The sequence below is a fragment of the Streptomyces sp. NPDC026394 genome (genome assembly GCF_055567735.1).
Genome location: NZ_JBVHPX010000014.1, coordinates 206,937 through 222,276 on the forward strand (window position 1 = coordinate 206,937; position 15,340 = coordinate 222,276).

A 15,340-nucleotide genomic window follows, 5' to 3' on the forward strand; every position below is an offset into this window, starting at 1 on the left:
CCCGGCCACGGGCACCGGCCCGATGGGCGACCGGTGCTCCTCAGGCGCCCGCTCTTCAGGCACCTGCTCCTCAAGCGCCGCCGTTCTCGCCTTCGCGTTCCGCGAGGAAGCGCTCCAGTTCCCGGCCGATCTCGTCCGCGGACGGCAGTTCCATCGGCTCGGCGACCAGGCTGCCCCGGCTTTCCGCGCCGGCCGCGGCGTCGTACTGGTGCTCAAGGCCGCTCACCAGCGCGACCAGTTCCTCGTCCCCTTCGGAGATCTGCCGTTCGATCTCCTCCTGGGTGCGCAGCGCCTCCGTACGCAGCGAGTGCGCCGCGGTCGGGAGCACGAGTCCGGTGGCGGCCGTCACCGCCTCCAGGGCCGTCAGGGCCGCGTCCGGGTACGGGGAACGGGCCACATAGTGCGGTACGTGCGCGGCCACGCCCAGCACGTCGTGACCTGCCTCCGCGAGCCGGAACTCGATGAGCGACTCGGCGCTGCCCGGCACCTGGGCCTCGTCGAAGAAGCTGCTGTGGCCGGGCATGAGGTCGGTGCGGTTGCCGTGCGGGGTGATGCCCACGGGACGGGTGTGGGGGACGCCCATCGGGATACCGTGGAAGTTGACCGCCAGTCGTACGCCGAGCCGCTCCACCATCTGCCGCACCGCGGCGGCGAAACGCTCCCACTCCACGTCCGGCTCCGGGCCGGACAGCAGCAGGAACGGTGCGCCGGTGGCGTCCTCGACGAGGCGGAGTTCGATGCTCGGGGTCTCGAACGCGGTCCAGCGGTGGCGCTGGAAGGTGAGCAGCGGCCTGCGGGCGCGGTAGTCGACGAGGCGGTCGTGGTCGAAGCGGGCGACGACCCGGTGGGTGAGGCTGCCCAGCAGGCGCTCCACGATCTGGTCGCCGGTCTCACCGGCGTCGATGTAGCCGTCGAAGTGGTACAGCAGCACCAACCCCGCGGAGTCCCGCGCGGTGATCGCCTCTACCGCCGCGAGCCCGCTCGGCTCCCATTCGTACAAACCCTGGGGATCCAACACAGTGACCGCTCCTCCTCGATGTCCGTCCCCCAGAACGCCGTACGTGCCTCCGGCATTCCCGCCGCGACGCACCACCCGCCGATGCTGCGCGGACAGGTGTCCGTGGCAGCGACGCCGACCGGCGTATCGCGGGGCCACCAAGAAGGTAATGGGGAGACGCGTACACGGATGTTCATGTTGGTGAACGGCAGAGTTCGAGGGCCGAAGGTGGAACCGCCACCACCACGCAGCCACCATCGCACCTACCCCCCCAACACCCCATCCACCTCCCGCGGTTGACCGTGCATCGATTAGTGCTACCTTCACCACCGTTCCCTGTTCATGGTGACGTTCTGCGTTCACGTACAGGAAGGCGCATCGATGCGTACACGTTCTCTTCTGTCGCTTCCCGCCGCCGTGCTGCTGAGCGTCGGCGCCCTGCTCTCGACCCCTGGCGCGGCGCACGGGAGCACTCCGGGGCCTGCCCCAGCCGCTCCCCCAGCCGCCGCCCGCACCATCGACGTCTCCACCGCCGCCCAGCTCAAGGACGCCCTGTCGGCCGCCGAGCCCGGTGACACCGTTCGCCTCGCGGACGGTACGTACCAGGGCAACTTCAAGGCCGCCACCGCGGCCGGCGCTTCCGCGCGGATCACTCTCACCGGCTCGGCCAAGGCTGTTCTGGCGGCGAGCGGCGGTTACGGGCTCCACTTGAACGGCGCCTCGTACTGGACGGTACGGGGCATCACCGTCACCGGCGGCCAGAAGGGCATCGTGACGGACGGGGCGAACGGCGTGGTCCTCGACTCCGTCACCGTGCACGGCCTGGACATGGAGGGGGTGCACTTCCGTAAGTCCAGCAGGGACGGCGTCATCAAGAACTCGCGGATCTACGACACCGGGCGGGACGGCAGCGGTATGGGCGAGGGGGTGTACGTGGGCAGTGCGGGCGGAACCGGGGACAAGAGCGACAACGTGCAGATTCTGCGCAACACCATCGGGCCCGGCGTCGGCGGCGAGAACATCGACATCAAGGAGGGCACCACCGGGGCGAAGATCATTGGCAATACGTTCGACGGCAGCGGGCTGACCGGCGCCCACTTCGACGACTCGTGGGCCGACATCAAGGGCAACAAGGTGCTGGTGGAGGGCAACACCGGCAAGCACACCCGTAACAACGGTTACGAGACGCACAGCCAGCAGCCGGGCTGGGGCTGCGGCACGGTCTTCCGCGGCAACCGGTCCGACCTGGGCGGAGCGTCGGGCCCGAACCGCTACGGGTTCCACATCACCAACTACAACGCGTCCACCTGTCCAGTGACGATTTCCGGCGACAACACGGTCACGGGCGGACGCGGGATCGCCACCCCGGGCGTTCCGGTCGGCTAGCTCCCGACCCCGGCCCAAACCTCAACCCCGACCTCAACCCCGACCTCAACCCCGACCCCGGCCCCAGTCCCAGCCCCAACCCGAACCTCACCCCCAGCAGCCCCAATAAGACATCACGGCGCCCGGCAAACACCTTCAGCCCCCCCCGACCCCCGAACCACGACGAAGGCCCGCCCCCACAAGGGGAGCGGGCCTTCCATGTCCTACCTGTCAGCGCTCACCGGTCTTCACCGACGGCACTCACCGGCCGGGACGCGTTCAGCTCTGGCCACCGGCCAGCTTCTCGCGCAGCGCGGCCAGGGCCTCGTCCGACGCCAGGGCGCCGGAGTTGTCGCTCGACTCGGAGGAGTACGAGCCACCCGAGACGTTGCCGCCGCCGGCGTTGCCCGAGCCGCCCGCGGCCGGAGCCGCCGCACCCTCGGCCGCAGCCTGCTCGTCGGCCTCGCGCGACTTGATGACCTGGGCCTGGTGCTGCTCGAAGCGCTGCTGCGCCTCGGCGTACTGGGTCTCCCACGCCTCGCGCTGGGCCTCGTAGCCCTCCAGCCAGTCGTTGGTCTCCGGGTCGAAGCCCTCGGGGTAGATGTAGTTGCCCTGGTCGTCGTAGGACGCGGCCATGCCGTACAGGGTCGGGTCGAACTCGACCTCCGTCGGGTCGGCGCCGAAGGACTCGTTGGCCTGCTTCAGCGACAGCGAGATCCGGCGACGCTCCAGGTCGATGTCGATGACCTTGACGAAGATCTCGTCGTTGACCTGGACGACCTGCTCCGGGATCTCCACGTGGCGCTCGGCCAGCTCGGAGATGTGGACCAGACCCTCGATGCCCTCGTCGACGCGGACGAACGCACCGAACGGAACGAGCTTGGTGACCTTACCCGGGACGACCTGACCGATCTGGTGGGTCCGGGCGAACTGCTGCCACGGGTCTTCCTGGGTCGCCTTGAGCGACAGGGACACGCGCTCGCGGTCCATGTCGACGTCCAGCACCTCGACCGTGACCTCCTGGCCGACCTCGACGACCTCGGAGGGGTGGTCGATGTGCTTCCAGGACAGCTCGGAGACGTGCACCAGGCCGTCCACGCCACCCAGGTCCACGAAGGCACCGAAGTTGACGATGGAGGAGACGACGCCGGAGCGCACCTGACCCTTCTGGAGGGTGGTGAGGAAGGTCTGACGGACCTCGCTCTGGGTCTGCTCCAGCCAGGCACGGCGGGACAGGACCACGTTGTTGCGGTTCTTGTCCAGCTCGATGATCTTGGCTTCGAGCTCCTTGCCCACGTAGGGCTGCAGGTCGCGCACGCGGCGCATCTCGACCAGGGAGGCCGGCAGGAAGCCACGGAGGCCGATGTCGAGGATGAGACCACCCTTGACGACCTCGATGACGGTACCGGTGACGATCCCGTCCTCTTCCTTGATCTTCTCGATGGTGCCCCAGGCACGCTCGTACTGGGCGCGCTTCTTCGAGAGGATCAGGCGGCCTTCCTTGTCCTCCTTCTGGAGAACAAGGGCTTCGATCTCGTCACCGACGGCGACGACCTCGTTGGGGTCGACGTCGTGCTTGATCGAGAGCTCGCGGCTCGGGATAACGCCTTCGGTCTTGTAACCGATGTCGAGCAGGACCTCGTCCCGGTCGACCTTCACGATGACGCCGTCGACGATGTCGCCGTCGTTGAAGTACTTGATCGTCTCGTCGATCGCGGCGAGGAAGGCTTCCTCGTTACCGATGTCGTTGACCGCAACCTGCGGGGTGGTGGCGGTGGTCTCGGTGCTGCTCGTCATGTGGGAAAGGGCTCCGGTACGGACATTGAAGTCGTAGGTACTGCTACGCCGAGAGCCTGTATCGCCTCTGCATAAGACCGGACAGCGTCAGGGACGGCTGAACACGGCACTCCTAACCAACCGAAGCACCGGCAGCGTCCCGAAAACCGAGGGGACATACATACAGATGCGAGCGCGACCTGCTCCGTCTGAGGTGCGCAGGCCCGCAGCGCAACTTGTAGCATACGGGGGCAGCCGGACACGGTCAATGCGCGAAGACGCACACCCGGGGCGGAACGCCCCATAACCGGCACCCGCCATGTTCCGCGAGGCCGTCAGGGCCTCTGGGCCACCGGCAGCCACAAGCTCACGAAGAGTACGACGACGGGGCGCAATGAACCAAGAGTGCGAGCCGGAGGCAACACGACGTGCCGCCTCGGACGCGGAGAGCAGCCGGGCCAGCCGCGGCTGGTGGGACCGCAACGCGGACGAGTACCAGAACGATCACGGAGCGTTCCTGGGGGACGACCGGTTCGTCTGGGGCCCCGAAGGGCTGGACGAGGCGGAAGCCGGGCTCCTGGGGCCCGCGACCGGGCTGAAGGGGCAGCGCGTCCTGGAGATCGGGGCGGGCGCGGCCCAGTGTTCCCGCTGGCTGGCGGCGCAGGGCGCCCACCCGGTCGCGCTCGACCTCTCGCACCGGCAGCTCCAGCACGCCCTGCGCATCGGTACGGGGGCGGAGCCCACCGGGCCGGACGGGTCCACCGGCCGGGCCCCGGCTCCGGGCGTGTCGGCCCAGGTCGAACTCGTCGAGGCGGACGCGGGCGCGCTCCCCTTCCGTGACGCCTCCTTCGACCTCGCGTGCTCCGCGTACGGGGCGATCCCCTTCGTGGCCGACCCGGTACGCGTGCTGCGCGAGGTACGGCGGGTGCTGCGGCCCGGTGGCCGCTGGGTGTTCTCGGTGACCCACCCGATCCGCTGGGCCTTCCCCGACGAGCCGGGCCCGGAGGGCCTGAGCGTCGGCGCGTCCTACTTCGACCGCACGCCCTACGTCGAGCAGGACGAGACGGGCCGCGCGGTGTACGTGGAGCACCACCGGACGCTGGGCGACCGGGTGCGGGACGTGGCCGTCGCGGGCTTCCGGCTGGTGGACCTGGTCGAGCCGGAGTGGCCGGAGTGGAACACGCAGGAGTGGGGCGGCTGGTCGCCGCTGCGCGGGAATCTGATTCCCGGTACGGCGATCTTTGTCTGCGTCGCGGACTGAGTTCGTCTGCGTCACGAGCTGGCCGACGGGCCGGCTGCCCACCTGGCTGCCTGGCTGCCTGGCTGCCTGGCTGCCTGGCTGCCTGGCTGAAGGAACGGTCCGGCAGCGCCCCGCACCACCCCGCCCGAACCGTTCCGGGAAACTGGTGGCGTGATCCGCCACGACGCCCTCGCCCAGTTGCCCGTACGGACCGCCCTGCCCTCCCTGGAGCGAGCGCTGGCCGCAGACGGCGCGGCGGTGCTCTGCGCGCCCCCGGGCACCGGCAAGACGACCTTGGTGCCGCTGGCGCTGGCCGGTCTGACCGGTCAGGACGGCCCGTACTCCCCTGCGGACACCCCCCGCCGCGTCCTCGTCGCCGAGCCACGCCGGATCGCGGCCCGCGCCGCCGCCCGGCGGATGGCCTGGCTGCTGGGCGAGCAGGTGGGCGACCGGGTCGGCTTCACCGTGCGCGGTGAGCGCCGGGCCGGGCCCCGTACGGTCGTCGAGGTCGTGACCACCGGTGTGCTGCTGCAACGGTTGCAGCGGGACCCCGAACTGTCGGGCGTCGACACCGTGATGCTCGACGAGTGTCACGAGCGGCACCTGGACGCCGACACCGCCGCCGCCTTCCTCCTGGACGTACGGGCGACGCTGCGCCCGGAGCTGCGGCTGATCGCGGCTTCGGCGACGACGGACGCGGCGGGCTGGGCCCGCCTCCTGGGCCGTGACGGCACCACCGCGGGCAACGACACCACGGGCGACGGCGACGGCGCGGCCCCGGTGGTCGAGGCGGCAGGGGTGTCCCATCCCGTGGAGGTCGTCTGGGCGCCGCCGGAGCGGCCCGTGCGGCCCGCGCACGGCATGCGGGTCGATCCGGCGCTGCTCGGGCACGTCGCGGCGACGGTGCGGCGGGCTCTGCGTGAGCGGCCGGGGGACGTGCTGTGTTTCCTGCCGGGGGTCGGCGAGATCGCGCGGGTGGCGGGGCAGTTGGGCGATGTGGCGGACGCCGGTACCGAGGTGTTGCAGGTGCACGGGCGGGCGCCGGCCGCCGTCCAGGACGCGGTACTGGCCGGCAGCGCGGACCGGCGCCGGGTGGTGCTGGCGACCTCGGTGGCCGAGTCGAGCCTGACGGTGCCGGGCGTGCGGGTGGTCGTGGACTGCGGGCTGGCGCGGGAGCCCCGTACCGATCATGCGCGGGGGCTGAGCGCGCTGACGACCGTACGGGCCTCCCAGGCGTCGGCGCGGCAGCGTGCGGGGCGGGCCGGGCGCGAGGCGCCGGGAACGGTCTACCGCTGCTGGTCCGAGGGCGAGGACGGGCGGCTGCCGCGTTTCCCGGCGCCGGAGATCAAGGTCGCGGACCTCACCGCGTTCGCGTTGCAGGCCGCCTGCTGGGGTGATCCGGACGCGGCGGGTCTGGCCCTGCTGGACGCGCCGCCCGCCGGTGCGCTGGCCGCCGCGCGCGAGGTGCTGACGGCGATCGGGGCGGTGGGCGCGGACGGCCGGGTCACGGGCCGGGGCGTACGGATGTCCCGGCTCGGCCTGCACCCGCGCCTGGCGCGCGCCCTGCTGGACGGCGCGCGGCAGGTCGGCGAGCGCCGTGCCGCCGAGGTGGTCGCGCTGCTGAGCGAGGAGCCGCCGCGGGAGTACGGGGACGATCTGGCGGCCGCGTGGCGTACGGCCCGGAGGGGGCAGGACGCCTACGGCGCCCGCTGGCGCCAGGAGGCCCGCCGGCTGGCCTCCGCGGTGACGGCCGGCTCGCGGAAGCGGTCCGAGAACCGTACGGACGCGACGTCGGGGGCGGGCCCGGCCCGCCCCGCGGACAGCGCCGGGGAAGGGGCCTGTGCGGGTGCAGGGGCCAGGGCCGGTACGGGTGCCGGTGCCGATGCCGGTGACGACGCGGTCGCCGGACTGGTCGCCGCTCTCGCATTCCCCGAGCGGGTGGCGCGCTCCCGGGGCGCGGGGACGTTCCTGATGGCGTCGGGGACCGGCGCCGAGCCGGCGGACGGTTCACGGCTGCGCAGCGCGCCGTGGCTGGCCGTGGCGGTCGCCGACCGTCCGGTGACGGCGGCGTCCGCGCGGGTGCGGCTGGCGGCCGTGATCGACGAGGACACCGCGCGTGCGGCGGCCGGGGCGCTGTACGCGGCGGGCGAGGAGGTCCGCTGGGCCGACGGCGACGTGGTGGCCCGCTCCGTCGAACGGCTCGGCGCCGTCGAACTGGTGGCCCGCCCACTGCGCTCCCCCGCCCCCGCCCTCGTCCGGGAGGCCTTGGAGGACGGCTTGCGCGCGGACGGGCTCGGGCTGCTGCGCTGGTCCGACGGCGCGCGGTCGCTGCGGCAGCGGATGGCCTTCCTGCACCGGGTGCTGGGCGGCGACTGGCCCGACGTGTCGGACGCGGCGCTGCTGGGGCAGCTCGACGCGTGGCTCGGGGTGGAGCTGGGCCGGGCGCGGCGGCGTGCCGATCTGGAGCGGGTCGACGCGGGTCAGGCGCTGGCCCGGTTGCTGCCGTGGGCGAGCGGGGCGGCGGTCCGGTTCGACGAGCTGGCGCCGGAGCGCATCGAGGTGCCGAGCGGGTCGCGGATCCGGGTGGACTACGGCGGCGAGCAGCCCGTACTGGCCGTCAAGCTCCAGGAACTGTTCGGCTGGCAGGAGTCCCCCCGGGTGGTCGGCGGCCGCGTCCCCGTCCTCGTACATCTGCTGTCCCCCGCCGGGCGCCCGGCCGCCGTCACGGCCGATCTGGCGTCCTTCTGGAAGGACGGTTACCGGTCCGTACGGGCCGAGTTGCGCGGCCGGTACCCGAAGCACCCCTGGCCCGAGGACCCGTCGGGCGCCCAGCCGACCCGGTACACGACGGCGCGTCTCAAGCGGAGCTGACACGCTCGGCGCGGTCCGGTTCCGGGCGGCCCCGGTGCGGGCGGCGGCCGCGGGCCTCCAGCACGAGGCTCAGGGTGAGGAGCGCGGCGCCGAGGCCGAGGAAGCCCCAGGGCAGATGGCTGGTGAGGAGCAGGACGAGCCGGCGCTGCGAGGTCACGAGGTCGACGGTGGCCGCCACGTAGTCCGGCCGCATCTTGACGTGGCCGGAGAAGGCGGTGACCTTGCCGCCGCCGGGCACGAGGCTGCCGCCGCGCAGTTCCTCGCGGTGGTCCTCCTCCCCGTTGACGGGCGCGCCGGTGACCGGATCCACCCAGAACATCCGCTTGGTGCTGTACCAGCGGCTGGTGCCGGCCTTCTCGACGGCCTGCGGGGTGATGCCCTGGACCGGCATCTTCTTCGGGAGCGGGACCTTGGTCCAGGGGATGGTCTGCTCGAAGTAGTACACGTCCAGGCCACGGAAGGTGCGGGTGCCCTTGTAGTGGATGGGGGCGGAGGTACGGGTCTGCGCGTCGAAGTAGTCGTAGTCGCGCGGCTCCGTGAGGAAGGGCCACTTGAACTCGATGCCGGTACGCCGTACGGGGTCGCCGTCGACCATTTCGCCGGTGGCGTGCACGGGTTCCTGGGTGTGGGCGTCGAAGATGTAGCGTTCGGGGATCTGGGAGACCATGGTGCCGTCGGGGCCCACGACATGGGAGAGCGCGTCCCAGACCACGACGTCGCGGCCGGCGGTCCGCTCGATGCGTTCGGACTCCTCGACGTTGCCCTTGAGGGTCTGGACGATGGAGACCTCGGGGACCTGGCGGGCCTTCATCGTGCCGTAGTCGAGGAGGGTGGCGGGCTTCGCCTCCAGGACCATGTCCTGGTACTGGTTCGGCGGGACCTTGGCGAGCCGCGGGAAGGCGTACCAGCGCAGCAGCGGGGACAGCGCCGCGAAGAAGACGGCGAAGGCGAGCAGGACCAGGCTGGCTTTGCGTCGCATGGCGGCGGCGCCCTCCCTCTCAGGGGTGTGCGGGGACCGTGGTGCGCAGCGGTTCGGGTGAGGTCCCGCCGCTGGGCACGCCGGCCGCGGTGACGGCGAGGACCAGGGCGAAGGCCGCGGCCAGTCCGATCGCGACGGCGGTCAGTGCGCGCATGGTCGGCCTCCCTTGAGCTGTACGGGCGTCAGGGCGTCGAGGCTGGGGCACCGTAGCAACGGGCGGCGCAGATGAGAACACGTTGCACCACGGCCGCGGCCGCGGCCCGGGACCGCGACTGCCACCGCCGTCCGGCTCGGTGGGAGCGGGACGGCGGTGGCAGTGGCTTGGGAGTACGCGCGGCGGCTAGGTCGTGACGGTCAGTTGCACGGTCAGGACCGCGCCGTCCGCGGTGGTCAGACGCAGCAGGAACGTGCCCGCGTGCTGGTCGGTACGGATCTCCGGCAGCTTGAGCAGGCCGTCGGCGCCGGTCTTGAGGGTGAGGCTGCGGACCGGCTTCTCCTGGTCCTTGGCCTGGTTGTTGGCCTGGTTGTTGGCCGAACCCGTGGCCGTGCCCTGATCCTTGGCCGTGCCCTTGCCCGCCGCGGCGAAGTACGGCCCCTTGTCGTTCTCCACGGGCTGCTTCGGGTCGTCGGTGACCATGGTCGCGGTGACCGCGACGCCCGCCGCGATCTTCCCCTGGTAGGTGGCCTCGACCTCGACGGCGCCCTCGGCGAAGGAGGTGCCGGCCTTGGCCGTCAGCTCCTTGTCGGAGGTGCGGGCCAGCGCGTCGGCCTTGGGCTCGGGCGCGGGCTTGGCCTTGACGGTGGCGCGGACGTCGGTCGGCGGGACCTGGCGGCCCACCGCGGTCGCCCGCACGGTGAAGCTGCCGGCCTGGTCGCCCGCGCCGAGCTTCGGCGCGGTGGCGATGCCGTCGGCGCCGGTCGGGACGGTGACATGGTCGGTCTTGCCCGCGAAACGGGCACCGGTCCTGCCGATCAGGCGGAACTCGACGGGTACACCCGCGACCGGCTTGCCGTCGGCGTTCTTCGCCCGTACGCGTACCGGCTCGGCGAAGTCCTCGCCCGCGGTGGCCGTGAGGTCCTTCGCGCCGAGCCGCTCCAGGGCGGTGACCGGCGCGGGCTTGGTCGGCGGCTTGGTGGGCGGGGTGGTCGGCGGGTCGGTGGGGTCGGGCTTGGAAGGGCCGGGGCCGGTGGGCGGGGTCGTCGGCTTGCCGCCGCCCGGCTTGCTGCCGCCCGGGGCGGGTTCGGTGGTCTTGCCGCCGGTGTCCTTGCCGCCGTCGCCGTGTCCGGTGCCGGGCCGGGGGCTGGGGAAGGTCGTACGGCCCGGAGTGGGCCCGGCGCCCGCGGCGACGTCCCGGCCGCTGCCCGAGCCACCGCGGTGCACCGGCAGCAGACCCTTGCCGTCGGGGACCTCGTGGGTGCCCTTGCGGTAGAAGGCGAGCCAGGACAGGACGGTGTTCAGGTACTCCGTCGACGGGTTGTAGCCGAGGACCGCCTTGTCCAGGTCGCCCTGTACGGACAGGTCGCGGTTGTTGGCACAGAGGTAGCGGCCGGCGCCGAGGGCGGCGTCGTAGATGTTGTTGGGGTCCTTCTTGCCGTCGCCGTTGCCGTCGGCACCCCAGCCGGTGCCGTCGGGGCCGCCCTGGGACCAGGTCGAGGGGATGAACTGCATCGGGCCCACTGCGCGGTCGTGCGTGGTGTCGCCGTCGAAGACGCCGTGGTCGGTGTCGGTGATCTTCGCGAAGCCGTTGCCGTTGAGCTGCGGTCCGGTGATGCGCTGCACGGTGGTGCCCTCGGCGTCCACGGCGCCGCCGCGGGCGTGGCCGGATTCCACCTTGCCGATGGCGGCGAGCAGTTGCCAGGGCAGCCGGCAGCCGGGGTCCGACTGGGCGACGCGGGCCTCGGCCTTCTTGTACGCGTCCAGGACGGTGGCGGGGATGCCGGCCTCGGCCGGGCCGGTGGCGGCCGGGCCGCCGGTGCCGGGCGAACCTCCGGGCTTGACCGGGCTGTTCAGGGGCGGCAGGTCGGTGTAGTAGGGCGAGCCGCCGTCGATGGGCGTGTCGCCCGCCGGTGCCACGGGCTCTCCGGTGGCGTTCCCGGTCCTGGCCTCGGCCGCTCCCGGCGCCTGGGACGCGGTCAGGGCGGCCAGCGCGAGCGCTGCCACCGCCGTCGAGGCCGCTCCTTTGCGGAGCCGCCGCCCGAATGTGGCTGCCATCTGTTGCCCGTCCCCTCCGCGTTGATCCACCGCGCGCACGGCGCCGTGCAGCGCTCCCCGGCGCTCCCAACTCACGTGACACTACGACAACTTCCGGCGGGCATCTACTGCTCTCAACGCCAGACATACTGATCCTAAACGATCAGGGAGAGAGTCATGCCGTTCACACTCAGCCATGCCGCCGCGGTGTTCCCGGCCCTGCGGCGGACCGGGACGGCGCGTGGGCCGCTGGTCGCCTCGGCTCTCGTCGCCGGATCGTTCGCGCCGGACCTGACGTACTACGCGGACACCGTGGTGCCCGGCGCGATGCTCTTCGGCGACGTCACACACGGGGTGCCGGGCGTGCTCACGGTGGACGTGCTGGTCACCGCCCTGCTCGTCCGCGGCTGGCTGCTGCTCCGCGAACCGCTGGTGGCGCTGCTGCCGGCGGCCTGGCGCGGGAGGGTGTACGCGGTGGTCCGCGGTCGCCCCTGGCCGACGGGCGGTGGGCCGCTCGCGGCGTTCGCCATCTGGTTCTACGTCTCGGCGGTGCTGGGCGCGCTGACCCACGTCGTCTGGGACGCGTTCACGCATCCGGGGCGCTGGGGCACGCGGCTGTTGCCCGTCCTCAACGAGGCCGTCGGGGGCTTCCCGCTCTGCACGTACGTCCAGTACGGCACGTCGGCGCTGGCCCTGGCCCTGATCGGCTGGTTCCTGTGGACGGCACTGCGGCAGGCGCCGGACACGCCCGCTCCGGCCGGGCTGCCGGCGCTGGCCGGAGGGCGGCGGCTGCTCGGCGTGGCGCTGCTCGCGCTGTGCCTGGTCGGCGGCGCGGTGCACCGTACGCTGCGGGCCCGCGCCGCGTACGGGGACCTGGCCGTGACCTGGTTCGACTACATACCGACCGTGCTCTTCGGCGCGGGAGCGGGCCTCGCCCTCGGGCTGCCGCTGTACGCGGTGGCGGTACGGCTGCTGCACCGCCGCACGCCCCGGGCCGACGGCACGGCCGCGTACGACCACTCCGGCGCACAGTCGTAGACGGCCACACGCGCGGACGGGAGGCAGCGGCGCCGCGCACCCGTCCGTGCGCGCGGCGCCTCCCGCCCGTCACGCGGCTCAGTGCGCGGCCGACTCCCAGTCGCCGCCGGAGCCGACCGACACGTCCAGCGGGGCGCGCAGCTCCACGGCGCCCGCCATCTCGCGCCGCACCAGCTCCTCGACCTGCTTGCGCTCGCCGGGCGCGACCTCGACCACGATTTCGTCGTGCACCTGGAGCAGCATCCGGGAGGTGAGACCGGCCGCCCGCATCGCCTCGTCGACCCGCAGCATCGCCACCTTGACGATGTCGGCTGCGGTGCCCTGGATGGGGGCGTTCAGCGCCATCCGCTCGGCCATCTCGCGGCGCTGGCGGTTGTCGCTGTTCAGGTCGGGGAGGTAGCGGCGGCGACCCATGATCGTCTCGGTGTAGCCGGTGGCGCGGGCCTTGTCGACGACGTCCTGGAGGTAGTCGCGCACCCCGCCGAACCGCTCGAAGAAGGTGTCCATCAGGCGGCGGGCCTCGTCGGGCTGGATGCCGAGCTGCTGGGACAGGCCGAACGCCGACAGGCCGTACGCCAGGCCGTAGGACATCGCCTTGATCTTGCGGCGCATCTCCGGGTCGACCTCGGACTTGGCGACCGAGAAGACCTGGGAGGCGACGGTGGTGTGCAGATCCTCGCCTGAGGTGAACGCCTCGATCAGGCCCTCGTCCTCGGAGAGGTGGGCCATCACGCGCAGCTCGATCTGGCTGTAGTCGGCGGTCAGCAGGGACTCGTACCCCTCGCCGACGACGAAGCCGCGGCGGATCGCGCGGCCCTCGTCGGTGCGGACCGGGATGTTCTGCAGGTTCGGTTCGGTGGAGGAGAGGCGGCCGGTGGCGGCGACGGTCTGGTTGAAGGTGGTGTGGATACGGCCGTCCGCCGCGATCGTCTTGATCAGGCCCTCGACCGTGGTGCGCAACTTGGACTGCTCCCGGTGGCGCAGCATGATCACCGGGAGCTCGTTCTCGGTCTGCGCGGCGAGCCAGGCCAGGGCGTCGGCGTCGGTGGTGTAACCGGTCTTGGTCTTCTTCGTCTTCGGCAGGCCCAGTTCGCCGAAGAGGACCTCCTGGAGCTGCTTGGGCGAGCCGAGGTTGAACTCGTGGCCCGCCGCGGCGTGCGCCTCCTGCACTGCCTGCTGGACGGCGGCGGCGAACTGCTGCTCGATGCGCTCCAGCCAGCCCCGGTCGGCGGCGATGCCGGCCCGCTCCATCCGGGCCAGCAGCACGCTGGTGGGCAGCTCCAGGTCGCGCAGCAGACCGGCCGCGCCGACCTCGTCGAGCTTGGTGGTCATGGCGGCGCCGAGGTCCAGGACCGTACGGGCCTGGTTCATCAGGGCGTCCGCCTGGGCACGGTCGTCGGCGCCGAAGGCCAGTTGTCCGTCGCTCTCGGCGGCCGGGGCCAAGTCGCGGCCCAGGTACTCGACGGACAGGGCGTCCAGCGCGAAGGAGCGGCGGCCGGGCTTGACCAGGTAGGCGGCGAGGGCAGTGTCCATGGTGACGCCGTCGATGCTCCAGCCGTGCTCGCCGAAGACCCGCAGGAGGCCCTTGACGTTGTGCATGACCTTGTGGCTCGCCGGGTCGGCGCTCCAGGCGGCGAAGGCGCGCTCGTCGGCCTCGTCCAGCGTGGTGGGGTCGAACCAGACGGCCGGGCCCTCGGCGGTGGCCAGGGCGACCTCGGCGACGCTGCCGCTGCCCACCGTCCAGGTGTCGACCGTGGAGACGCCCAGCAGCTTGCCGCCGTGCTCGGCCAGCCACGGGGCCAGCTCGCCGGCGCCGGCGACCGTGCCGTCGATCTCCACCTCGGCGGGCGCGGGCCCGGCGTCCTCGGCCTCGGCCGCGCCCGGGTCGGCGGCGAGCAGGCGCTCCCGCAGCCCCTGGTTACGGATCTCCAGCGTCTCCAGGAAGACGGTCAGCGCCGAGCGGTCGTACGCCGCGCGCGCCAGCTCGGCGGGGCCGCAGGGCAGCTCCACGTCGCGCACCATCTCGGTCAGGACGCGGTTGAGCTTGACCGCCTCCAGGTGGTCGCGGAAATTCTGCCCGGCCTTGCCCTTGACCTCCTCGGCGCGCTCCACCAGCTCCGCGAACGAACCGAACTGGTTGATCCACTTCGCGGCGGTCTTCTCGCCGACGCCGGGAATGCCGGGCAGGTTGTCGGACGGGTCCCCGCGCAGCGCCGCGAAGTCCGGGTACTGGGCGGGGCTCAGGCCGTACTTCTCCTGGACCTTCTCCGGGGTGAAGCGGGTCAGCTCGGAGACGCCCTTGGTGGGGTACAGCACCGTGACGTCGTCGGTGACCAGCTGGAAGGAGTCGCGGTCACCGGTGACGATGGAGACCTCGAAGCCCTGGGCGGTGGCCTGGGTGGCGAGCGTGGCGATGACGTCGTCGGCCTCGAAGCCCTCCACGGCGAAGCGCTTGACGTGCATCGCGTCCAGCATCTCGCCGATCAGCTCGACCTGGCCCTTGAACTCGTCGGGCGTCTTGGAGCGGTTCGCCTTGTAGTCGGGGAACTCCTCGGAGCGCCAGGTCTTGCGGGAGACGTCAAAGGCCACCGCGAAGTGCGTGGGCGCCTCGTCACGCAGGGTGTTCGCGAGCATCGACGCGAAGCCGTAGATCGCATTGGTCGGTTGCCCGGAGGCGGTGGTGAAGTTCTCCACGGGCAGGGCGAAGAACGCCCGGTACGCCATGGAATGCCCGTCCATCAGGAGCAGCCGGGGACGGCCGCCCTCCACCGCTTCGGTGCCGGTCGCTTCGCTCTTCTTCGCTGCCTTTGCTGCCACACCCCGATCCTGCCACGCCCCACTGACAATCCCCGCCGCGACGACCGCGGCGGCGCCACCGTCAGC

General features: G+C 72.2%; 10 protein-coding genes. 4 read left to right on the plus strand and 6 right to left on the minus strand.

The window, feature by feature from the left end:
• Nucleotides 1-70 precede the first annotated feature (70 nt).
• Complete coding sequence (locus tag ACZ4QV_RS28850; protein WP_467763580.1) at nt 71-1,018, minus strand: proteasome assembly chaperone family protein; 948 nt, start codon at nt 1,016-1,018, stop codon at nt 71-73.
• A gap of 360 nt (nt 1,019-1,378) precedes the next feature.
• On the opposite strand from ACZ4QV_RS28850, the gene ACZ4QV_RS28855 reads away from it, so the two are divergent.
• Nucleotides 1,379-2,383 (plus strand): right-handed parallel beta-helix repeat-containing protein, encoded by a 1,005-nt coding sequence (locus ACZ4QV_RS28855; protein WP_361636770.1) that lies wholly within the window; start codon nt 1,379-1,381, stop codon nt 2,381-2,383.
• A gap of 258 nt (nt 2,384-2,641) precedes the next feature.
• Here the strand turns inward: ACZ4QV_RS28855 and rpsA are convergent, their stop codons facing one another.
• A complete protein-coding gene (gene rpsA / locus ACZ4QV_RS28860; protein WP_467763581.1) occupies nt 2,642-4,159 on the minus strand; it encodes a 30S ribosomal protein S1 in 1,518 nt (505 codons plus the stop codon).
• A gap of 373 nt (nt 4,160-4,532) precedes the next feature.
• On the opposite strand from rpsA, the gene ACZ4QV_RS28865 reads away from it, so the two are divergent.
• Both ACZ4QV_RS28865 and hrpB read left to right on the plus strand, forming a co-directional pair.
• Nucleotides 4,533-5,399 carry a class I SAM-dependent methyltransferase gene (locus ACZ4QV_RS28865; RefSeq protein ID WP_361142637.1) on the plus strand — a complete coding sequence of 289 codons (867 nt, stop codon included), beginning with the start codon at nt 4,533-4,535 and terminating at the stop codon, nt 5,397-5,399.
• A 150-nt stretch (nt 5,400-5,549) separates the two neighbouring features.
• Nucleotides 5,550-8,249, plus strand: a complete 2,700-nt coding sequence (gene hrpB / locus ACZ4QV_RS28870; RefSeq protein ID WP_467763582.1) for an ATP-dependent helicase HrpB — start codon at nt 5,550-5,552, stop codon at nt 8,247-8,249.
• Here hrpB and pgfA read toward each other — a convergent pair.
• The 3 genes from pgfA to ACZ4QV_RS28885 all read right to left on the minus strand — a co-directional run bounded on the left by pgfA (nt 8,236) and on the right by ACZ4QV_RS28885 (nt 11,440).
• Nucleotides 8,236-9,228 (minus strand): cell envelope lipid trafficking protein PgfA, encoded by a 993-nt coding sequence (pgfA, locus tag ACZ4QV_RS28875; protein ID WP_361142643.1) that lies wholly within the window; start codon nt 9,226-9,228, stop codon nt 8,236-8,238. The genes hrpB and pgfA overlap by 14 nt on opposite strands.
• 19 nt (nt 9,229-9,247) lie before the next feature.
• Nucleotides 9,248-9,382 carry an SPW_0924 family protein gene (locus ACZ4QV_RS28880; protein WP_361142645.1) on the minus strand — a complete coding sequence of 45 codons (135 nt, stop codon included), beginning with the start codon at nt 9,380-9,382 and terminating at the stop codon, nt 9,248-9,250.
• Between the two features lie 186 nt (nt 9,383-9,568).
• A complete protein-coding gene (locus tag ACZ4QV_RS28885) occupies nt 9,569-11,440 on the minus strand; it encodes a lytic transglycosylase domain-containing protein (protein WP_467763583.1) in 1,872 nt (623 codons plus the stop codon).
• A 156-nt stretch (nt 11,441-11,596) separates the two neighbouring features.
• Between ACZ4QV_RS28885 and ACZ4QV_RS28890 the strand changes: the two genes are divergently transcribed.
• Nucleotides 11,597-12,457 (plus strand): DUF4184 family protein, encoded by an 861-nt coding sequence (locus ACZ4QV_RS28890; RefSeq protein WP_467763584.1) that lies wholly within the window; start codon nt 11,597-11,599, stop codon nt 12,455-12,457.
• Nucleotides 12,458-12,535: 78 nt separating this feature from the next.
• Here the strand turns inward: ACZ4QV_RS28890 and polA are convergent, their stop codons facing one another.
• A complete protein-coding gene (gene polA, locus ACZ4QV_RS28895; RefSeq protein WP_361142652.1) occupies nt 12,536-15,274 on the minus strand; it encodes a DNA polymerase I in 2,739 nt (912 codons plus the stop codon).
• Between the last annotated feature and the right edge of the window lie 66 nt (nt 15,275-15,340).